Below are 19,067 nucleotides of genomic sequence, written 5' to 3' on the forward strand. Positions count from 1 at the left end.
ATGAACAATGATTTAGACGAATTACAATTTCCTAAAAGTTCTAGAAATATTGATTTAGAAACCATTTCCGAGAATTTTTTTAGACCACTTTTTCCTCCTGAAAAGTTTATTTTAAAAAAAGACCCAGTAGACAATGGTATTGACTTTAAGGGAGAAATAAAAAGGAACAGTAATATTTTAGGGTTTGGTTTTAATTTTCAATTAAAAAGTTCGGAAACAATTGATAAAAATGGTGATGGTTCCTATAGCAAATCTGTTGAGACTTCAAATATAGAGTATCTCATAAATAGTGGTCAACCTAGCTTTTACGGTTTTTATTCTGAAAAAGATAATAGCTTTTATTATGAGCACTTGCAAGACTTCATACAAGATTTGTCTTCGAAAGACAAAAACTGGCAAAACCAAAAAACCCATACTTTAAGGTTCATAAAAAAGCTAACCAAAGACGGTGTCGAAAATATATATACAATTGTCTTTGAGCAAGGCCTTACAACCAGATTAATCCGCTCAAAATTAGCAGAGAAATCAAATAGTCTACAGTTTGACGAAAAAATAATCATTGATTACAAAGGAAATGTTTCTAATGATGACGAAATAAAAAGAGTTATTGAGGAAAAAGGTTTGCAACTCAACAATCAATCTAAATGGCTAGATGTAATAGAGTTACATAAAAAAACATCTGTTTCCTTAATTAAATCCTCAAAGTACAATTTGATACTAGGAATCTCATACTTCTATAGAAGTGAATACTATAAATCTCTAGATTTTTTAAAACAATCTAAAAATAAGATTGAAGATTTAGATGAAAACCTTAGGGGTCATCTAATCTTTTTTTATGTACAAATAAGACATCTTTTAGGTATTATTAATAATGAAGAATATCAATCCGAATTAAAAGGACTAAATGATTCTGGAGGGATAAAATCTTATTTAAAATTGGAAGAAATTCTTGAGCTAAGAAAGGAAATGTATACTGGGTTGGATTCGAAATCAGAAGAGTTTGAGAGTAAGATTCAATCGTATATTTCAGATGAAAGTATTACTTCAAAAATGAAAGTTTTAGCAGAGTGTCATCTAAGTGTTTATTATGGAGAAAAATTATTAAACAATCTTGCTAGCCTAATAATTAGTGAACAATATGCGGAAATCAATCAGTACTTTTCTTCAATAAATAAGGATTTCAGGAGATTACTTTTAAAAGCAGAATCTTTAAATTCCGATTTTGATATCTACTACATTGCGTTAAATCAAAACAGGTTCTTACTACATTTTAATGCATTATGTGATTTGTTATTTAAGCCTTTTTTCGAAAAAGAATTGCTAGATGAAATTTTACAAAGCATAAAAAAGGCCTTTACATTTTATGAAAAAATTGGTCACATTGATAACGAATTATTCTCATTATCGGTATTATTAGAATATTATAAATATACTAACCAAAATGATGAAGAAGATAAAATCAAATTAAAACTTGAAACTTATCTTAAAATATATGACGCTCCTGACTTAGTCAATAGAATTAATTTTACAAGAGACGGAGGAACTTTTATACATACTCTTTCTAAAAAGAAAGAAAAGTACAAGAAAGAAGCGGAAAAAATAAAAGAACTAAGAGATGAAATGATTGAATTTGATGAGAATGAAAAAGAATTCAAAAGAGAAAAAGTAGATAGCTACCATATTAACCTATTTCCCATGGGGTACTTCGAAATACCAAAAAAATCAACAGAAATATTGTTTGATATTCTTAACATAGATTCTTCCGAGCTAAAAAACCGTTTGCGTTGGTTTTTTGAAGAAGGTATTGTTCCAGTTGCCAACACTTATGTGGAAAAAATAGTGCAAGAAGGTTCTTTAAATGGCAACATGGAATACAAAGGCTTTAAAAGCTATGAAAATATGCATAGGATAAGAAAGGGGTTATTTCAAAACAAATTTTACAGAACAAATAACTATGGCTAAAACAAAGTACCCATTCTTTTATAATAAGGAACCCATAGAATTTATTTCAGAATTTGAAAAGCCCAAAAAAGGTGTTTTAAAATGTAAATCAAGTTATCTCAATAAAACTGAGGACGTTGAGCTTAATTATTCTAGTAATGAGTTTACCATCGAATTTCAAGAGCTTAAAACTATAATACCTAAAGGGGTCTCCCTCTTGGGGAAAAAAATTAATAACGTAACCTTCCAGAATGACACTCATAAAATTATATTGGAGAGGGTTAGTATGGATTTTTTCACAAAAGGCTATATAAATTCTTTAAAAAGCCATTCATTCAACAAAAAAATTAAAAAATATTTCAAGCTAGTTATACCGCTTAAGAAAGAATTGAATTTTCATTTTATCCTAGAAAAATTCATATTTACCAATGAATACTTTCTATTCTCAACGGAAGGCACTTATATTGAAATTGATAAAGAGAAAATCTTCATACTTGTTCAGGGGGGGCAAAAAAAAAAAAAAGTTTCTAATCATAGAATCAGAAAAGAAACAATACTTTAAAGAATTTGCCGACAAAGCTTATGCAATTAGAGTTTCTTTAGGGTATATAACGGGTCTTTTTCCTGGCAATAAAGGCTATTACTTTTCATACAACAATAAAAAAAGAAAAAAGAGTGCTGGTTTTCTTTTTCACACCTTAAGAAAGGATATGAAAACTTCCATAAATCCAATAGATAGCAATCCGTATAGTTGGATTAGAAAGAAACATATTGCGAATGAAATTTATGATAAAAAAGAACTAAGAGTTCTTTCATCCGAAGAGTTTTCCAGATTGTGCGTTACTACTCTTAACAATGATAATTTTCTTGCAACACTCCTTTTAATTATTGAATCATCAAAGGCTAGTCTTATTTTTAGACCAAGTGGATATTCTGTAGCGCTGGAAACTCTTTCAGACATAATTATAGCGGACAAAAAAGAAAAATTAACTCCAATAGCTTCTAAATCTGAAAGTAAAACGTTTAGAAAAGAGCTAATTAATGTTTTACATAAATATTCCGATAAGGAATCCTTTAAAGATTTGAAAACTTTAGAAAGTAGAATTAATCAGATTAACCAAGTAACAAATAAAGAAAGACTAAAATTACCTTTTAAAATACTCAATATAACGTTACTCGAGGAAGATTTAAATGTGATTTCATCCAGAAATGATTTTTTACATGGTAGAGTTCCAGACTATAAATATATTGGAGAAAATCGGTCAATTGACGATAAAGACCTAGATTTATTTTATGCGTCCGTTAGATTATATACCCTATTAAACATGCTTATTCTTAAATATATAGGATTTGATAATTATGTTTTGAATTTTTCAAAAATAAATGAGAAAAGCACTTCTTATTCTGTAAAAGAAGGTTATTACAGAAAAGTTTAGAGCTCATTTATGAGCTGTCTCATAATTAAACTATAATACAAGAATCCATGAAAGCCTTAGTTGATGTAATTTGAGATACTCGTTCCTCCTTTGGGTTTCTAATATATTTCATAAATTCTTTAAGAGTCGAATGACCGCTTAGTTCCATTATTGAATGAACAGGCATTCCAGCCTTATATTTCAAGGTGCAAAAAGTTCTTCTTGCCGTATGCCCCATGATTAAATCACACTTAGGTATATATTCTATTACTTTATTACCGCTTCGTGTAATCTCATTCTTAATTTGTGAAATTATTCCTGCTTTCTCACCAACAATTTTGATATAATCATTGAGTTTTTGCTCAGCAATTTTTGGCGGCAACTTACCTCCATACCTTTCATTCATGATATTTTCAATAACTGGAGTAATTTTACAGAGTACCTCTTTATCTGTTTTCTCTTGTTTAATTTTAATAAACCTCTCATTTTGATGTTCAACTAATGGCTGTTCTGAAAGATTATGATAATCACTAATTCTTTGCCCAATTTCACAACCAATTATAAAAACGTCTCTAGCCAACTCTAAATGAGGTGTACTGCTTAAATCTAATTCATAAATCTTTTTTAATTCCTCTAATTCTAAATAAATGGCTGTAGTAATTTCGACTAAGACTTTGAATTTTTTATATTTCAGGTTAGTGTGCAACTCCTGTTCCAATGCAGCACCCATAAAAATCCTAAGGTTCTTAACTTGTTTTCCGATGGTATTCAAAGAATAGTGTTTCTCTTCTTTATTGTAGGTATAGGTTTTAAAATTCATATAATCAATAAACTCAGAGTAAAACTCATTATCTAAATCAAAACTCAAAACACATTCATATTCTTCCTCAAAACCCTTTAGATGACCTAAGGTCTGCTCATAGGATTTAACGGTATTATTTTTATACCCATTTCTTTGTTTAGACAACTCCTTTTCTTTCTGTTTAATATATTTTTCTATAAAGACAATTAAGCCAGTAATTTTGGTTTCTTCCTCATCACCCTGTTTAAAGTCTTTATTCCTAAACTCATCTAAATGAGTTTTCATTATTCGATTTGTAATTGGTATTTGTTTTGAATCACAATCAGCAACAAAATCTTCAAGTACAGTTGTTAAATCCCTAATAAGCTTATTTATCTGACCAGCATTTCTAACCGCATTAACATTTTTCACTCTGCCAGTCTGTTTATTCCAATAGTCAGGATTCACAGAGTACCCAATTCCATATCTAAAGCGTTTTCCCCGTCCATAAGAATAGTCTAACCTAATCGGTTTCTCAATATTTTGCGAGTCCTTAAGTCTAAAAACAGGCGATGAACCTTTGATTCTCTTTAAATTTCCCATGCTTAAAATATATATCAAAGATATATAAAGGGACAACAAAAGGGACAAAATTTCGTTAATCCGTATTGGTTTTCGTTAATTAAGTTGAATTAATTTATATTAACACCTTTAAATATAGTATATAAGAAAGATTATTTAGATTCATCAATAATTACATAAAATAAATAACGTAGTACTGGAGGCACCACAAAGAAACCCCTGTATACAGGGGTTTCTTTGTTTTTGGGGGTCACGTTTGGGGGTCACATCTTCCAATATTATTACAATAACCCTAGTTTGCAACCCTTTAAGATTTGTTTGAAGGTTTTACTTCAAAACACATTATAAAACCTGAAAATTCACTGTTTCAATCTCAAATATCATTTATATCTATATTTCCAAGGATTTGCATCGTTATTATTTTTGTACTGGTAGTGCTCAAAGCATTGGGTCATATTGATTGAAGGTTTTGGAAAATTTCTATAATCAATATTTAATCTTAAAATAATCCTCTCCAGAATAATAAAACAATATTACATTAGTTTTCTCATTAACAGTCTAATAGTGCATTTTGACATTTACATTATTTAATTCATCTTAAATTTTACTAGATTTACTCATATTTTGATATCATCAAAATTATCTAAACCTAATTATGAAGAAGGAACATGATATTTACACAATAGGTATTGTGCTTTTAGGAAATTTCAATCCATCAATCATAACCCCTCATTGTTGTCTAACAAGGGGATTATCCGAAACATTGAAGCAGATACCGCAGTTGTAGAAATTATCCATCCTAACATTTCGAAGTTTTCAGTATCGGATTGGTTAAATGTCGAAGCAACGCAAGAAAGAATAGATTTCAAAACAAACAGAGAATCACATTTTGAAATTTTACGAGACTTAGTTGTGAGCGTGTTTAGTAATTTAAGCGAAACACCCGTTAAAGCCTTCGGAATAAATCATCTTTGTCATTTCACAATGAAAGACAAAAAGGATTACGAAAATTTTGGTTATTGGTTATCCCCAGTAAAGATTTTCAATGATTTATTGAAGAAACCAAGATTACAAACCATCCAATTTAGAGATATTGAGCCTGATAAGGAGGGTGAAGGCAATATTACCATAACAATATCACCTTCTGATTTAATTCTAGATGGAAAATCAGTAGTTTTCAACATCAACAATCATTTTAAAGAAACGCAAGGTGATGCGACTTTAATGATTAAAATGTTAGTTAAATCTTGGGAGAATTCATTCTCAAAAGTTAAAAAAGATAAACAATTTGATATGGCAGAAAGCAGAACTTTAGAATCCGAAAGCAAAGGGAATTGGATTAAAGAAAATGTTCTAACCAAATCCAATTACAATGAAGACCAACTAAAGATTTATCAAAGTGTAATTCAAAAGTATTCCAATGACATTTCGAATTACAAGGAGGCAACCAAAGTAATGGATGCAAAAGATAATTCACCAAAATTAAAATTAGAATTTCCAAGACTTCATAGCTCTTATGACCTTTTAAATTCTAAAAAATATTATACCCGAATCCAAAATTGGCAAGGAATGATTACTGAAATTAAAGATGAATCCTTTAAAGCAAAGCTTTCTGATTTAAGTTCTGGCGGCACGGATGAAATTGCTGAATTTGATATAAAAGAAATCTCTCCTAGCGACGAACATTTACTTGAAATTGGGTCTCTTTTCTATTGGAGCTTAGGAAGCTATATGGAAAACGGACAGATGGTCAATAGGTCGGAAATTCGATTTCAACGTTTGATAAATCTAGATGTCAACGACATAGAAAATACAAAAAGAAATATCGAAAAAAAATATTCAAACCTAAAAGAACGTAAGCTTGATCACCCAATCACCCCTTAGTACCGAAGTTGAAGTTACTTTGATTGGTACTGGTGGCGGTTATGGTGAATCAGTCGTGTTGAAACTTGGTATTGACAAATGGATAGTCATAGACAGTTGTGTTAATCCAGAAACTAAAGAACCACTTGCATTAGAATATCTTATAGGTATTGGCGCCGACCTATCTAAGGTCGTTCTAATAGTATGCACACATTGGCATAGTAATCACATTGCCGGTTTATCCAAATTATTAGAAAAATGTCCTAACTGTGAATTTTCTTTTTCTTCAGTAAACGACCTTAATAAATTCCTTTTGCTTTGCGAGCTGGATTACAGTAAAAGTTTGAAAGGTTCAAAAAGTTCAACTAAGGAATTCGCTAAATGTTTAGAGATTATCAACGACAGAGGAACCTATTTCACAAAGGCGCAGAGTGATTTACTACTCATGAAGATTGAAGAAAATTTGTGCAATTTTGAACTATTTGCATTATCTCCATCACCCAAAACTGTGATTAATTTTGACGGTGAAATAAGCAAACTTATCACACAGTTTGGAACTAGAAACACAGCTATAATTAATAAATCTCCAAACGACAAATCAGTTGCTCTGTTATTAAAATTTAACGATGTGAGAGTTTTATTAGGTGCAGATTTAGAGATTGGCAAAGACAATCATGAAGGATGGCGTCACATAGTTTATAAAAGCAAAGCAAAAGATAAAACTAAATCAAAATTATATAAAATACCACATCACGGTTCCCATAACGGATACCTCAAAGAGATTTTTGAGGTGTTAGTTGATGAACACCCAACACTAAAATTAACTCCCTTTAGAAGCAGTAATTTACCCAGGGAGGATATGATAGAAAAATATTCAAATCATTCGAAAGAAATTTATTCAACTTCCGCATTTTTAGTATCTAAAAAACCAAAGAAAAGAGATAAGTCAATTGAAAAAATTATTGAAAGAAATACTTTAGCTATTTCTGAAATAAAATTTAATTATGGTGTCGTCAGGTCTAGAATTAATTATGAAATAAAACATGACACTTGGAAAACCGAAGTATTTGAATCAGGTTTAAAAGTGAAAATTAATCAGGAAGATTAAAGTTTTACTTTTTTCTTAAATTAGATACCCCCCTCTTAAAAATACTTCGAGTAAAATTGTTACTAAGTGGCGATTTTCACGTCCTTTAAACGCTAGTGATTTGACCCCATATACCACTATCAGAAACCATCATATCTTTCTGCTTTGATAATCTAAATTTGGATATTTACATGGGTAATTAAATAAGCAGTTTGGTTGTAATTGGAAAATCATTTATTGATTTGAAACAATATAAAATCCTTACTTCCCAGTAAGGATTTTTTTGTTTTAAAACCTATCTTGCAAACAACTGAAAATCGCACATCTTGATTTATTTTGATGCCCTAAGTCCCATTCCAGCGCTCGAAGAATATTTGTTGAGCGAAAAGTGGTTACGTGCAGATGAACGCATTTCTAAAATAAGTACTGCTGGGGAAGGAAATATGAACGTTGTGTTGCGTATAGTTACCAATCTACGCTCTTTTATTCTTAAACAATCCAGACCTTTTGTCCAAAAATATCAACAAATAGCCGCTCCTCTCGAACGTATTGCCGTAGAAAAACGATTCTATGAGGCAGTGCAGGGCGCAGATGCGAAGTCGCGCCTGCCAAAAATTCTTGGCTATGACGCCGAGAATTATACCTTATTATTGGAGGATTTGGGAAACTGTGAGGACTTGAGTAGTATCTACGCTTCAAGAAATATATCAGAGAAATTAGTGGAGAAACTGTCTACTATTTTAATGGCTATTCATAAATCGACGCCAAGAAAAAGCTTCCCAGACAATATGGAAATGCGCAAGTTAAACCATCAACATATTTTTGTACTTCCATTTTTAGTTGATAATGGATTTTCCCTGGACGATGTTCAAGAAGGTTTGCAAGCACTTTCACTGCCCTATAAAAAGGACACTGCTTTAAAAAAAATCATCTCCGAAATAGGGAATATCTACCTAGAAAACGGTACGACACTTTTACATGGCGACTACTATCCAGGTAGTTGGATGACCGAAAAAGATAACCTGTATATTATTGACCCGGAATTTGCCTTTGTGGGATTTCCAGAATTTGATCTTGGGGTAATGGCAGGTCATTTAATCATGGCCACTGACAATCAGAATACTATTGGTTTGATGCTCCACCATTATGTGAATGCAGTTGATGAAAGCCTTGTTGCAAAAATGGCGGGCATCGAAATAATGCGGAGGATAATTGGATTGGCCCAACTGCCTATGCAACGTACGTTGGAAGAAAAAGAAAATCTTATGAAGCTAGCCTACAAAATGATCAAGCAATGAAAAAAATACTTGTATTACTTCTACTAGGATTGTTGTTCTTTACTTGTAAGACTGAAAAGCCCGAAATAGAACTGCCGTCTCCCACGAAAACAAAATACGCGAACGACACGCTGGTTCTGAATAGTGAAGTCTACTACGATAAAGTACTTGGAGCACTTGTAGGGTCTGCAATTGGTGATGCTATGGGTGCCTCAACAGAAATGTGGCACCGTAAAAGCATTCAGCTTAAATATGGATACATAAAAGGATTGACACCTGCCGTGCGTGAACAATCCCCAGAAGGGACCTGGGACCATAACCTTATGGCCGGCGCAACAACGGACGACACGCGATGGAAGTATTTGATGGTGAAATACCTGGAAACCTATCCAAATGAATTGAGTGCCGCTAATTTTGCAACGTTCATCACAACGTATTACGAACAACTAACACAAGATCTCGCCCAAGAAAATATCTTAAAAAACACAGATTTCTTAGACGACCAAATTGAGAAAATAGACTGGATAAAGGAATGGGCAAGGGTAGCATTGGCTTATCAAACAGACAGGGACACTTACCAAGAAGCGCAGCATCGGTTTTATGGGGGAGAAATGTCCTGTGCCGGTCAGCTGTACACCCCAATGTTTGGATTGGTCGCTGAAAATCCGTCTGAGGCTTACGAAATTGCCTACAATCATGCACTTTTTGATATAGGTTATGCCAAGGATATTTCTGCGCTCGTATCCGCAATGACGCACATGGCCTTACGAACAACGGATATGGACTCCATCCTAAATACTACCACCTTTGTGGACCCAAAAGGCTACCAGGACAGCAGGTTGGTGGGGCGAATAGCGTATGCCATTGTGGACGGTGCTCAAAAGAACATTGCTAACATCAGGGAACTCGTTTTAATAGATTCTTTGATCGCCAAGGATAGCATCATCTTAAAAGTGCCTTTAGGTTTTGAAGGTTCTAAAAAGGACTGGGTACGACAAGAAATGGTGTATCAATTGCTCGAAAAAGACGAACGTTCCATTGCATTTCACTCCGCTGAAATATGGCAAATTTTAGTGTCCGGATTAGAATTTGGAGAAGGTGATTTTCTTAGAACAATACAGTTCATTGTAAACTATGGCAGGGACAATGATACCGTTGCCGCAGTTGCCGGTATGATTATGGGAGCTAAGGACGGATTCAGTAATCTTCCAAAAGAAATAAGGGAGGAAGTCCTGCGGGTGAACAAAGAAAATTTTGGAATTGACCTAGAAGCATTAGCCGTAGAGCTTACAGCACACGGTGTTAATCCCAAATACGATTGACTTTACTTTCCATAAAATCACTAATTTCCAATGGCTTATCCGTCGGGTTAGTAATTTCTAACGTATCATAAAACTCGTTTGGAAAAATCTGGTTCGTCATCACATATTGACCTCCATTTATGAAAATTTCAATTGAGGAATGGTCCAAGAGGATGCGAACATCGATTTCACCATCGGGCAAATTTGAGAGCGGCATTTTCTGTACTCCCTGTGCAAAGTTATCCTTTAAATCTGTTTTGCCAGATTTTCTCCTATCAAAAATAAACTCATTATTCTTGCCGTCCATACCAAAAGAAAGACTATCGCCCACAGTATTCTTTAGGTTAAGCAGCAGAGTACGGGCACTGGTCATGAACTGAATTTCGGAAGTGTTGCCATGTTGCAACTTCACATCCATAGCCTCATCTGATTTAATCATTAAGTCTTGTGCGTTATTACTAGAGGAAATAATTTCGTTGACACTTTCTACGGGATAGTTGAGAAGCTCATATACCTCATCAACCTTTTTTAAGCTCAATTTTCTTGGTATGGTCATAGCACTACGCCACGTAGATGTGGGTGTGTCCCGAGCATAGTCCCAATTACTCATCCAGCCAATAAAGATGCGATCACCGTTAGGCACATTATTATAGGTTACCCCGGCATAATTATCCCTGCCCAAATCCAACCATCGGGTTGAATCTTGGTCCGTTGTAAATGTTTTACCATCAAAGTCACCAATGAAATATTGGGTGCCACTACCACCGTTTGGAGCACCAGGGTTGATACTGATCAATAGCACCCACTTTTCTTCATCGGTCCCATCTACCTTTATAGAAAACATGTCCGGGCATTCCCAAACTCCACCATGAGCACCTTCTTCTTTACCAAATTCGCTTACCTGTTCCCACTGTTTCAAATCCGATGAATTCCAAATCTGCATATGATTTCCGGCCACCAATAGCATGGTCCACAACTGTAATTGGTCGTTCCAGAAAACCTTTGGATCCCTGAAATCTTTAATCCCTGGATTTTTAATTACAGGATTCCCCTCAAACTTGGTCCAACTATTCCCATTGTCCAAACTGTAGGCAATTCCTTGGGTCTGAAAATCGGTCCTACCCGCTTGCTCGCCTTCCATAAGATGATACGTAAAAATGGCCACCATGGGCGGGTTTTCCAATGTGCCAAATCCTGAAGTGTTTTCGATGTCGATTACCGCACTCCCCGAGAATATTAGTCCATGCTCATCTGGAAAAAGAGCAATGGGTTTATGCTCCCAGTGAATCATATCCTTGCTAGTGGCATGACCCCAGTGCATAGGCCCCCATACCGTACTGTCTGGGTAATATTGATAGAACAGATGGTATGTATCTTTGTAATAAACCAATCCATTTGGGTCGTTCATCCACTTTTCTTTGGGAGAAAAATGAAATTGAGGTCTATACGGTTCATTGTAAGAATCGTTTTTCATTGTATCTTCTGTTACCTCTACTTGTTTATCTTGATTCTTACATGAAAAAGTTGTCGCAACTATCGCAAAGATTAGAATGTGATAAAATATAACTTTCATTTGATTTGTATTAATTTGACCTAAGGTCCTAGGCCCATACATCTCTAAAATAGTACCTTTGCGTAAATCTAAGTAAGATTCAATGCGTTTTATTTCAACTTTATTTGTTTTGCTTTTGGTCCATTCTTATTCGTGGACACAAACGAAGATGGATAAAACCCTAAAAAGGTTCAATAAGGAGTCCGTTCCTTATGTATCCGTAGCACAGCTGAAACCCGAGTCGGTCATTCTTTTAGATACCCGTAAAAAGGAAGAATATGATGTAAGCCACTTAAAAGAGGCCATTTGGATAGGGCATAAAGAGTTTGAAGAAAACGTTGTTCTGGAGAAGGTTCCCAATAAAAAGGATTCCATTGTGGTATACTGCTCTATTGGTGTACGTTCTGAGAACATAGGGGAAAAGTTAATAGAAATGGGCTACCAAAATGTTCAAAACCTATATGGAGGGATTTTTGAATGGAAAAATAATGGCGGAAAAGTTTATAATCTAAAGGGAAAAGAAACCGATAGCGTCCATGCTTTTAGCAAACATTGGGGAAAGCTTTTACGACAGGGAGAAAAAGTCTACGATATACCGAACCCTTAAATGAATTCGGAATAACCTTAACAACATATTTTTGGGAATACTACAAACTAAAAGAAATGTCCGGGACGAGAAAACAATCGATTTCCATTTGGCAAATTCCAAAAACCTTTTACTGATCTTCACTAGAAATCCGGAGCTGGGTAAGTGTAAAACTCGGTTAGCCGCCAAAGTCGGAGACGAAGCTGCACTGGATATTTATAAGTTTCTACTTAACCATACGGTTGAAATTACCGAAGATTTATATGTAAAGAAATGTGTCTATTATTCCGAGGAAATCTGGCAAGATGACATATGGGACAACACCATTTATGATAAAAAGGTACAGGTCGGGACAGATTTAGGGGAACGAATGGCAAATGCTTTCACTCAGGGTTTTGCTGCGGGATTTGAAAGAATTATCGTTATTGGAAGCGACATGTATGACTTGGACCAATCAGATTTACAGGAGTCTTTTACGGCTTTGGAGAATAATGACTACGTCATAGGCCCTGCGGTGGATGGTGGGTATTATCTTTTGGGAATGAAAAAATATAAACAGGAACTCTTCTCCAATAAGCAGTGGGGAAAAGACACCGTTCTGGAGGCAACGATGACCGATTTAAGTGATGAAAAAGTAGCGGTTCTTGCAGAGAAAAACGATATAGACCATTATGAGGACATTAAAGATATTAGGGTATTTGCCCCGTTTTTAAAACACATGTGAAATGACAAAAAAACAATTGAACGAATCCGTTGCGCATTTAATAAACAAAGGATTTGATAAACCCGAAATTGGAATTGTACTTGGTACGGGATTAGGAAAATTGGTGGATGAGATTAGCGACCCGATCGAGGCACACTACAATCATATTCCATTCTTTCCTCTGGCAACGGTAGAATTTCATACCGGAAAACTGGTTTTCGGAACTATCGAGGAGAGAAAAGTAGTGGTTATGCAAGGTAGGTTCCATTTGTATGAAGGTTATGATTTTCTAGATATCACCTACCCGATTAGAGTTATGCACATGTTGGGCATTAAACAACTATTTATTTCCAATGCAGCAGGGGCGATTAATCTGGATTTTAAAAAGGGAGATATTATGCTGATTGAAGATCACATTAATCTGCAAGGTGGTTCACCTTTGGCGTTCAAAAATGTCTCCGAATTTGGGGAGCGTTTTACCGATATGTCCGAACCTTATAACTTGGACATGCGTAAAAAACTAGAAAAAATAGCTTTGGATCAAAATATTTCACTTCAGAAAGGTGTGTACGCATCCGTTGTAGGACCCCAACTGGAAACCAAAGCGGAATATAGGATGTTGAAAATTTTAGGAGCTGATGCCGTAGGCATGAGTACCGTGCCTGAGGTAATCGTTGCCAATCATCTAGGCTTACCTATCGTTGCCGTATCAGTACTTACAGATGAATGTGATCCGGATAATTTAAAACCGGTAGAGATTGCCGAAATCATAGCCATTGCCGAAGATACCGAGCCGAAAATGGTAAGATTGTTTCGCGAATTGATAAAGCTGTTGTAAGCCATAGGCAGTTTGACCTACTAATAAGAGTAGATGATTTTTTCCCTATGATCAGAGACAATCCTGTAATTAGTATCATTATCCCCGTTCTTAACGAGGAAAACTATATTAAAAAAGTATTACAGCGTATCGCCGAAAATTCCTCAACAAGCAGGATTATAGAAATTTTGGTGATTGATGGGGGCAGCTCGGACAACACCATACTGGAGGCATCCAAACTTGGCGCAAGGGTTGTTTCTGCTAAGAGGGGAAGAGCAACCCAAATGAATTTAGGAGCAACTTTAGCAACCGGAGACATTCTGTACTTCTTACATGTAGACACTTTACCTCCCGAACATTTTGATAGGGATATTCTAAGAGCCTACGCCGACGGATTTCATGTGGGCTGTTTCAGAATGCGGTTTGATTCTAACCACCCTATTCTCCGTTTTTTTGCATGGTGTACTAAGATAAATACGCAAATATGCCGTGGCGGGGACCAGTCGTTATTCATTACGAAGCAACTGTTTAAAAAGGCTGGTGGTTTTGATGAGGCCTACACCATATATGAGGACAATGAATTTGTAAGAAGAATCTATAAACTAGCGCAGTTCAAGATTTTGCCGAATACTGTTAAAACCTCAGCAAGAAGATACCGTAAAAAAGGAATAATGACCCTGCAATGTCATTTTGGAATGATTCATCTCAAATATTATATGGGAGCCCAGCCCGAGGAATTGTATGAATATTACCGGAAATATATCCTAGTTTAACGGTTTTTATTCTCCTTCAAAATCCAACAATACGCCTTCAGAAATCCATTTGGCCAAGGCTTGTCTGTTATCGGGGTCCAGGATTCTTCTTTGATCTTTCTTATTCTTGATGTTTCCTATTTCAATAAAGGTCATAGCCGGATGGGTTTTCTTTACTAAATAAAGGGAAGTCCGATCTAGAAAGGTTCCGGAGTAGGTCCTATTGGGTTGGTATTTCTTGTATTTTTCTTTGAAGGTCTTATGAATGCTTTCAGCCAGTTTTTTTCCGTTCCTGCTCTTCGCGTGGTGATAGAAAAAAACATCAATATTTTCCCCTTTACTCCTACTGTCCACATGTGTTACGATTAAACGTTGGTATTTACCCCTATTTTTTTGATAGAGATCGTTCACAATCTCCACCCGTTGTTTTAACCGAGCAACTTGATTTAATGGTATGACTTTATTCGGATAAGCAACCTCATCACGATCTATTTCCAAAATACGCTCGTCCCGTATGCCATCATTCTCATCCTGTATAATTATATAAACGGTAGCTCCGTGGGACAACAGCTCCTTGGCCAACCGCAGGGTAATATCGTAAGCATATTCATCTTCCGCAATGGATTTGCCTGCATAGTTTGCCATAGCGCCCGGATCGGGTCCGCCATGACCGGAAACGAGATAATAGATGTTCCCTATTAGTCTTTCACTTTTTGAAAGGACCATCTCGTGCTTTTTACCGAATATCTCAAAAACATCACCTTCAATTTCCTTTACTTCTTCAGCTATTTTTTGAAGCGAGTCCACAACAGGAACCGTATCCAAAATAATTTTTGGCACTAGGTATTGTCGCCCTTCGTACAAGTGTACGCTATCCCTAAGGTTGTTCGTATTTAAATCAAGGAATGCGTCGTAATAGTCGTATGGGTTCACGCCCTGTTTTCTAAGTAAGGATAATACCCCGTCACCTTTTTCAGCAGTAACAGTGAGTAGACTGTCTTGCGCCAAAAGACCTTTGGCGCATAAAAACACGAGGATTATAAAAACGGACTTTCCCATTGGGTTTTTTAAATACAAAGTTTATGTCGAAAGGGATTTCAAATGGGAGGTTTAATCACTGAAATCCGTATTTGAATAGTCCTTAAGAATACCAGAGGTAATTAATTCTGCAATGTTCGTTTCTATTGATTTTACTTTCCCTTCTTTTTTGGAAACGTCAAAATTTAGGTCGATAGTTGTAACTGAAGGTAAAACGTTATTAGAGAAATAAATCGTTGCTTCATTATGTAATGGAGGAGTGTCCTCCTCATTAATAACAATACTTTTCCAGTTTTTCTTGAATATATCCCGAATATTACTGGCAAGGTTCTTTCCATCGATACTGGTATCAAAATGATGCACGGAAACTGCCGAAACCTTTATATCGGTAGATTTTTCTTGTACGAGCAATAAGCGTTGATACTTACCATTGTTCCTGAGGTATCTTTTATTGATAGCTGATACGTAAGCCCCGAATTCCTTCTTTTTTAATACAATGCCGTCCTCTTCTGCTTCCCCTGTGTTTTCCACAATTTCCTTTTCGTAAATGTAAACCTTAGCTCCTCTTACCAACAAATCATTTGCTAATCGTACCATGAAATCCGGAGTGAATTCCGTATAATCAGATGGTCTCGATTCTTTGGTATACATTAAGTGATACACTGAATTGTTCAGCGTACTGTCCTTAAGTCTCATTTGTCCCAATGCCGAATCAAAAATGGGTCGCTCTTCAGATTTGACCACATCAATTCTAGTTCCCATATTTTTAAAGGAATCAGGCGCATCAGGCAACAAATAGGTTGCACCAACCATGAGTTCGCTCCCATTTCGGATATTCTTCTCATTTAAGGTGAGAAAATCAGCGTAATACTTAATAGGATTCATCCCGCTCTTCCGGAGAACAGAAAATATGCCATCGCCGTTTTCAGCTATGACCTTATTATGGGTGCTTTGTGAGTGAAGTAGATTGACGATTAGGGAGCAAAAAAATAGTAAGCTGAATGATATGCGCAAGCCCATAAAATTATATTTATGGATACAAATATGCCTAAAAATATGATTCAAGTCCAAAAACAATTTCCCGATCTCCATCCTTGGTAATGACAATCCCGTAGTCAATCTTGAAAATGGCATTGAATATGCGCTTGTGCATGAACAGTAATCCAGCACCAGAATAGATTCTGATATTCTGTTCATCTACAAAATCACTACAATTACCTTAAGATTCTTAAGTTTTGTTTGTGACAATAGAAACGGACCATATCTCAATTGGAGAATGATTTGTAGTGCTCCTGTATGACTTTTTGTGCTGGTTTGTTTTGAGGGGTGAAACGATTATCTTGATTTCCCCCAGAATTTTCATGCTGTATGAACCATTTCCAAACATAACCTCCCGCAAACCAATCCTCATTCCAGAATTCATCAAAAATGGCTTTTTTGGCATTTGCCTGAGCGACCATATTAGCTTGATCTTCATTATTATCCACTAGCCATGGTTTCTTTGCAGTATAGTCCATACTTCTATAGCCAAATTCGGTAAACAGGACTGGTTTGCCGTTGAGCTGAGCAACCTCTGTAATTTTTTCTTTCCAAGGTTGCCAACCCATCCGTAACTCCTCAACGGTAGGTGTTTGGGATTCCGATAAGGGGAAATAAGCATCAATACCTATGAAATCCAACTCTTTCCAAAAAGAGGTTCTTTTGTACTCGTCCCAATTAGCCGCATAGGTGAGCTTTCCTTTATAGGTGGCCCTTATTTTTTTTATTAGGCGTTGCCAGTATTCCGGTCTGTTTTCCACAAATTTTTCCAGTTCGGTGCCAATGCATAAAATCGGAACTTTGGTCTCCTCGGCCAGTTCTGCGTAGTTCAATATGAATTTATCATAAGAGGCCTCCAATTGTTTCCAATTTTCTTCGGACTCCATTTCTATGGTTCCAGTGAACTGACCCCTACTCACCCAAATCTGGGGTTTGATCATTACAGAAATTCCATTCCGTTGCAATAACTCAATATATTGCTTAGCCCCTTCCCTAGTTTCACCGTACCACTGCCTTTCTGTGTCAAAGATGATTTCTGGATGGCTTATTTCCCTAATAAAACCAAAGGGCATCACTGCCGCGCTGTTCGCGTGTACTTTTAAAAGTTCATCTACGTGATTTTGCAGCACTTTTTCCCTAGATGCAACAAAACTAACGCCGTTTATCTTTGTTTGCGCTTCCCCGGAGCAGGAGAACTGTAGTAGTATGATAAGTAAGAGGACGAATCTTGTCATAATCAGGAAAATAAACCTCTAATTTAAATAATAATATCATTTTTTTTAAATAATCTGCAGTAATCCCATGTTAAAGGTCAATCCCTAAAATAAATTAGTATCGCCTACATGAGTGTCCAACATGAACAAATAATTCATTGGATACATCTATCAATACTTATCAGTACCAACTATGGCTATGAAACCTTGCGTGAAATTTTTAATAAGAGAGCACAAATCCGGTATCAGGAGAACGCAGATTTAAAGGCAAAAAGGACACTTAATTCTTCATATCATTCAACGTCCAATCATAAGGGTAATATGAGATTTTACTATCTTCCGATAGTTTGTCTTTCCTGTATTTATTGATGAAATCTAAGATACTTCCGTACTGTTCAAAATCGCCCTTGTACCATTCAAAAATTTGGGATACACCTATCTTTGTGTTGTTCACTTTAATAAAGTCCGGATCGTTGAGGGCTTTTACGGTCTGTTGTTCCAATTGAGCATCTAAACGTTCGGGGCTATAGGCCATAGCTATTATGGGTGGGCATCCAAGCCCAGCGCACACCAAGACAAAATGAAAGCGGGCCTCTTTGGGAAAATTTGCCCTTAGCAACTTGTTCTCTATATCATTCAAGGTTATCTGTTCGCCTCCTACATCATGTTTCTTTTTATCAAAAAAACCGGGAACGTCTAGAGGCGATTTTAATGGATAATTTTCTACAATTCCATCAATGACCAATAAGTTGTAAGTATTGATCCAAAATGCTTGATAGGTCTTTGCATCTGCTTTGGAAACAATTAGCTTTTTTGCCTGAGAAATCAAATCTTTTAATGGAGCTGGATTCGCTTTGATCGAATTGTAATCTACTCTACCGTTTTTTACATTCTCTTTAAGGAAGGCGTTTGTTTGCGCAAAATAGGAATCCGTATGCTGTGCCTCCACTATACTTATAAAACCAATAAAAAATAAGGCGAATAACTTTTTCATTTAATTTAACTGAAATTAATTAGCAATGGCTTCTTAGGTCGTTTATCTTGTGCAGACCCTACATTTCCTATCCCGATTTTTGGAATTATTTAAGATTACATCAAATAGGATATCTATATACAATGA

General features: G+C 35.6%; 17 protein-coding genes. 11 read left to right on the forward strand and 6 right to left on the reverse strand.

Features of this window, described 5'->3' with window-relative positions; translation table 11 throughout:
• From N8A89_RS05520 to N8A89_RS05530, 3 genes are read left to right on the forward strand one after another with little or no spacing between them, the layout of a single operon-like run.
• On the forward strand, window positions 1-1,962 hold the full coding sequence (locus N8A89_RS05520) for a DUF4365 domain-containing protein (RefSeq protein WP_289645047.1): 1,962 nt from the start codon (window positions 1-3) through the stop codon (window positions 1,960-1,962).
• The gene (locus N8A89_RS05525; protein WP_289645048.1) at window positions 1,955-2,503 is read left to right on the forward strand and encodes a hypothetical protein; all 549 of its coding nucleotides are present in this window, start codon (window positions 1,955-1,957) and stop codon (window positions 2,501-2,503) included. Before N8A89_RS05520 ends, N8A89_RS05525 begins: the two co-directional genes overlap by 8 nt.
• A complete protein-coding gene (locus tag N8A89_RS05530) occupies window positions 2,436-3,377 on the forward strand; it encodes a hypothetical protein (protein WP_289645049.1) in 942 nt (313 codons plus the stop codon). Before N8A89_RS05525 ends, N8A89_RS05530 begins: the two co-directional genes overlap by 68 nt.
• Window positions 3,378-3,402: 25 nt before the next feature.
• Here N8A89_RS05530 and N8A89_RS05535 read toward each other — a convergent pair whose 3' ends face one another.
• Window positions 3,403-4,740 (reverse strand): site-specific integrase, encoded by a 1,338-nt coding sequence (locus N8A89_RS05535; protein ID WP_281541361.1) that lies wholly within the window; start codon window positions 4,738-4,740, stop codon window positions 3,403-3,405.
• Window positions 4,741-5,454: 714 nt separating this feature from the next.
• On the opposite strand from N8A89_RS05535, the gene N8A89_RS05540 reads away from it, so the two are divergent.
• From N8A89_RS05540 to N8A89_RS05555, 4 genes are all read left to right on the forward strand, one after another.
• Window positions 5,455-6,603, forward strand: a complete 1,149-nt coding sequence (locus tag N8A89_RS05540) for a hypothetical protein (protein ID WP_289645050.1) — start codon at window positions 5,455-5,457, stop codon at window positions 6,601-6,603.
• A complete protein-coding gene (locus N8A89_RS05545; protein ID WP_281541364.1) occupies window positions 6,581-7,690 on the forward strand; it encodes an MBL fold metallo-hydrolase in 1,110 nt (369 codons plus the stop codon). The genes N8A89_RS05540 and N8A89_RS05545 overlap by 23 nt, the downstream gene beginning before the upstream one ends.
• 305 nt (window positions 7,691-7,995) lie before the next feature.
• The gene (locus N8A89_RS05550; protein ID WP_289645051.1) at window positions 7,996-8,967 is read left to right on the forward strand and encodes a phosphotransferase; all 972 of its coding nucleotides are present in this window, start codon (window positions 7,996-7,998) and stop codon (window positions 8,965-8,967) included.
• A complete protein-coding gene (locus tag N8A89_RS05555) occupies window positions 8,964-10,268 on the forward strand; it encodes an ADP-ribosylglycohydrolase family protein (protein ID WP_281541367.1) in 1,305 nt (434 codons plus the stop codon). The genes N8A89_RS05550 and N8A89_RS05555 overlap by 4 nt, the downstream gene beginning before the upstream one ends.
• On the opposite strand, the gene N8A89_RS05560 is transcribed toward N8A89_RS05555, so the two are convergent.
• Window positions 10,249-11,820, reverse strand: coding sequence for a glycoside hydrolase family 32 protein (locus N8A89_RS05560; protein ID WP_281541368.1), 1,572 nt, complete (start codon window positions 11,818-11,820; stop codon window positions 10,249-10,251). The two genes, N8A89_RS05555 and N8A89_RS05560, sit on opposite strands and share 20 nt — an antisense overlap.
• 148 nt (window positions 11,821-11,968) lie before the next feature.
• Between N8A89_RS05560 and N8A89_RS05565 the strand changes: the two genes are divergently transcribed.
• The 4 genes from N8A89_RS05565 to N8A89_RS05580 are packed head-to-tail and all read left to right on the forward strand — an operon-like array spanning window position 11,969 to window position 14,678.
• Window positions 11,969-12,406, forward strand: a complete 438-nt coding sequence (locus N8A89_RS05565; protein ID WP_281541369.1) for a rhodanese-like domain-containing protein — start codon at window positions 11,969-11,971, stop codon at window positions 12,404-12,406.
• A gap of 37 nt (window positions 12,407-12,443) precedes the next feature.
• Window positions 12,444-13,109 carry a TIGR04282 family arsenosugar biosynthesis glycosyltransferase gene (locus N8A89_RS05570; protein WP_281543345.1) on the forward strand — a complete coding sequence of 222 codons (666 nt, stop codon included), beginning with the start codon at window positions 12,444-12,446 and terminating at the stop codon, window positions 13,107-13,109.
• Between the two features lies 1 nt (window position 13,110).
• A complete protein-coding gene (locus N8A89_RS05575; RefSeq protein WP_281541370.1) occupies window positions 13,111-13,926 on the forward strand; it encodes a purine-nucleoside phosphorylase in 816 nt (271 codons plus the stop codon).
• A gap of 47 nt (window positions 13,927-13,973) precedes the next feature.
• Complete coding sequence (locus N8A89_RS05580) at window positions 13,974-14,678, forward strand: TIGR04283 family arsenosugar biosynthesis glycosyltransferase (protein WP_281541371.1); 705 nt, start codon at window positions 13,974-13,976, stop codon at window positions 14,676-14,678.
• A 6-nt stretch (window positions 14,679-14,684) separates the two neighbouring features.
• Here the strand turns inward: N8A89_RS05580 and N8A89_RS05585 are convergent, their stop codons facing one another.
• The 4 genes from N8A89_RS05585 to N8A89_RS05600 all read right to left on the reverse strand — a co-directional run bounded on the left by N8A89_RS05585 (window position 14,685) and on the right by N8A89_RS05600 (window position 18,941).
• Window positions 14,685-15,716, reverse strand: coding sequence for an N-acetylmuramoyl-L-alanine amidase family protein (locus N8A89_RS05585; protein ID WP_281541372.1), 1,032 nt, complete (start codon window positions 15,714-15,716; stop codon window positions 14,685-14,687).
• A 51-nt stretch (window positions 15,717-15,767) separates the two neighbouring features.
• Window positions 15,768-16,892, reverse strand: a complete 1,125-nt coding sequence (locus N8A89_RS05590) for a hypothetical protein (protein WP_281541373.1) — start codon at window positions 16,890-16,892, stop codon at window positions 15,768-15,770.
• A 68-nt stretch (window positions 16,893-16,960) separates the two neighbouring features.
• Entirely contained in the window at window positions 16,961-17,968 is a 1,008-nt protein-coding gene (locus N8A89_RS05595) for a glycoside hydrolase family 113 (protein ID WP_289645052.1), read from the reverse strand.
• Between the two features lie 259 nt (window positions 17,969-18,227).
• On the reverse strand, window positions 18,228-18,941 hold the full coding sequence (locus tag N8A89_RS05600; RefSeq protein ID WP_281541374.1) for a DUF547 domain-containing protein: 714 nt from the start codon (window positions 18,939-18,941) through the stop codon (window positions 18,228-18,230).
• Window positions 18,942-19,067 lie beyond the last annotated feature (126 nt).

The sequence above is a fragment of the Maribacter aestuarii genome (genome assembly GCF_027474845.2).
Classification (GTDB): Bacteria; Bacteroidota; Bacteroidia; order Flavobacteriales; family Flavobacteriaceae; genus Maribacter; species Maribacter aestuarii.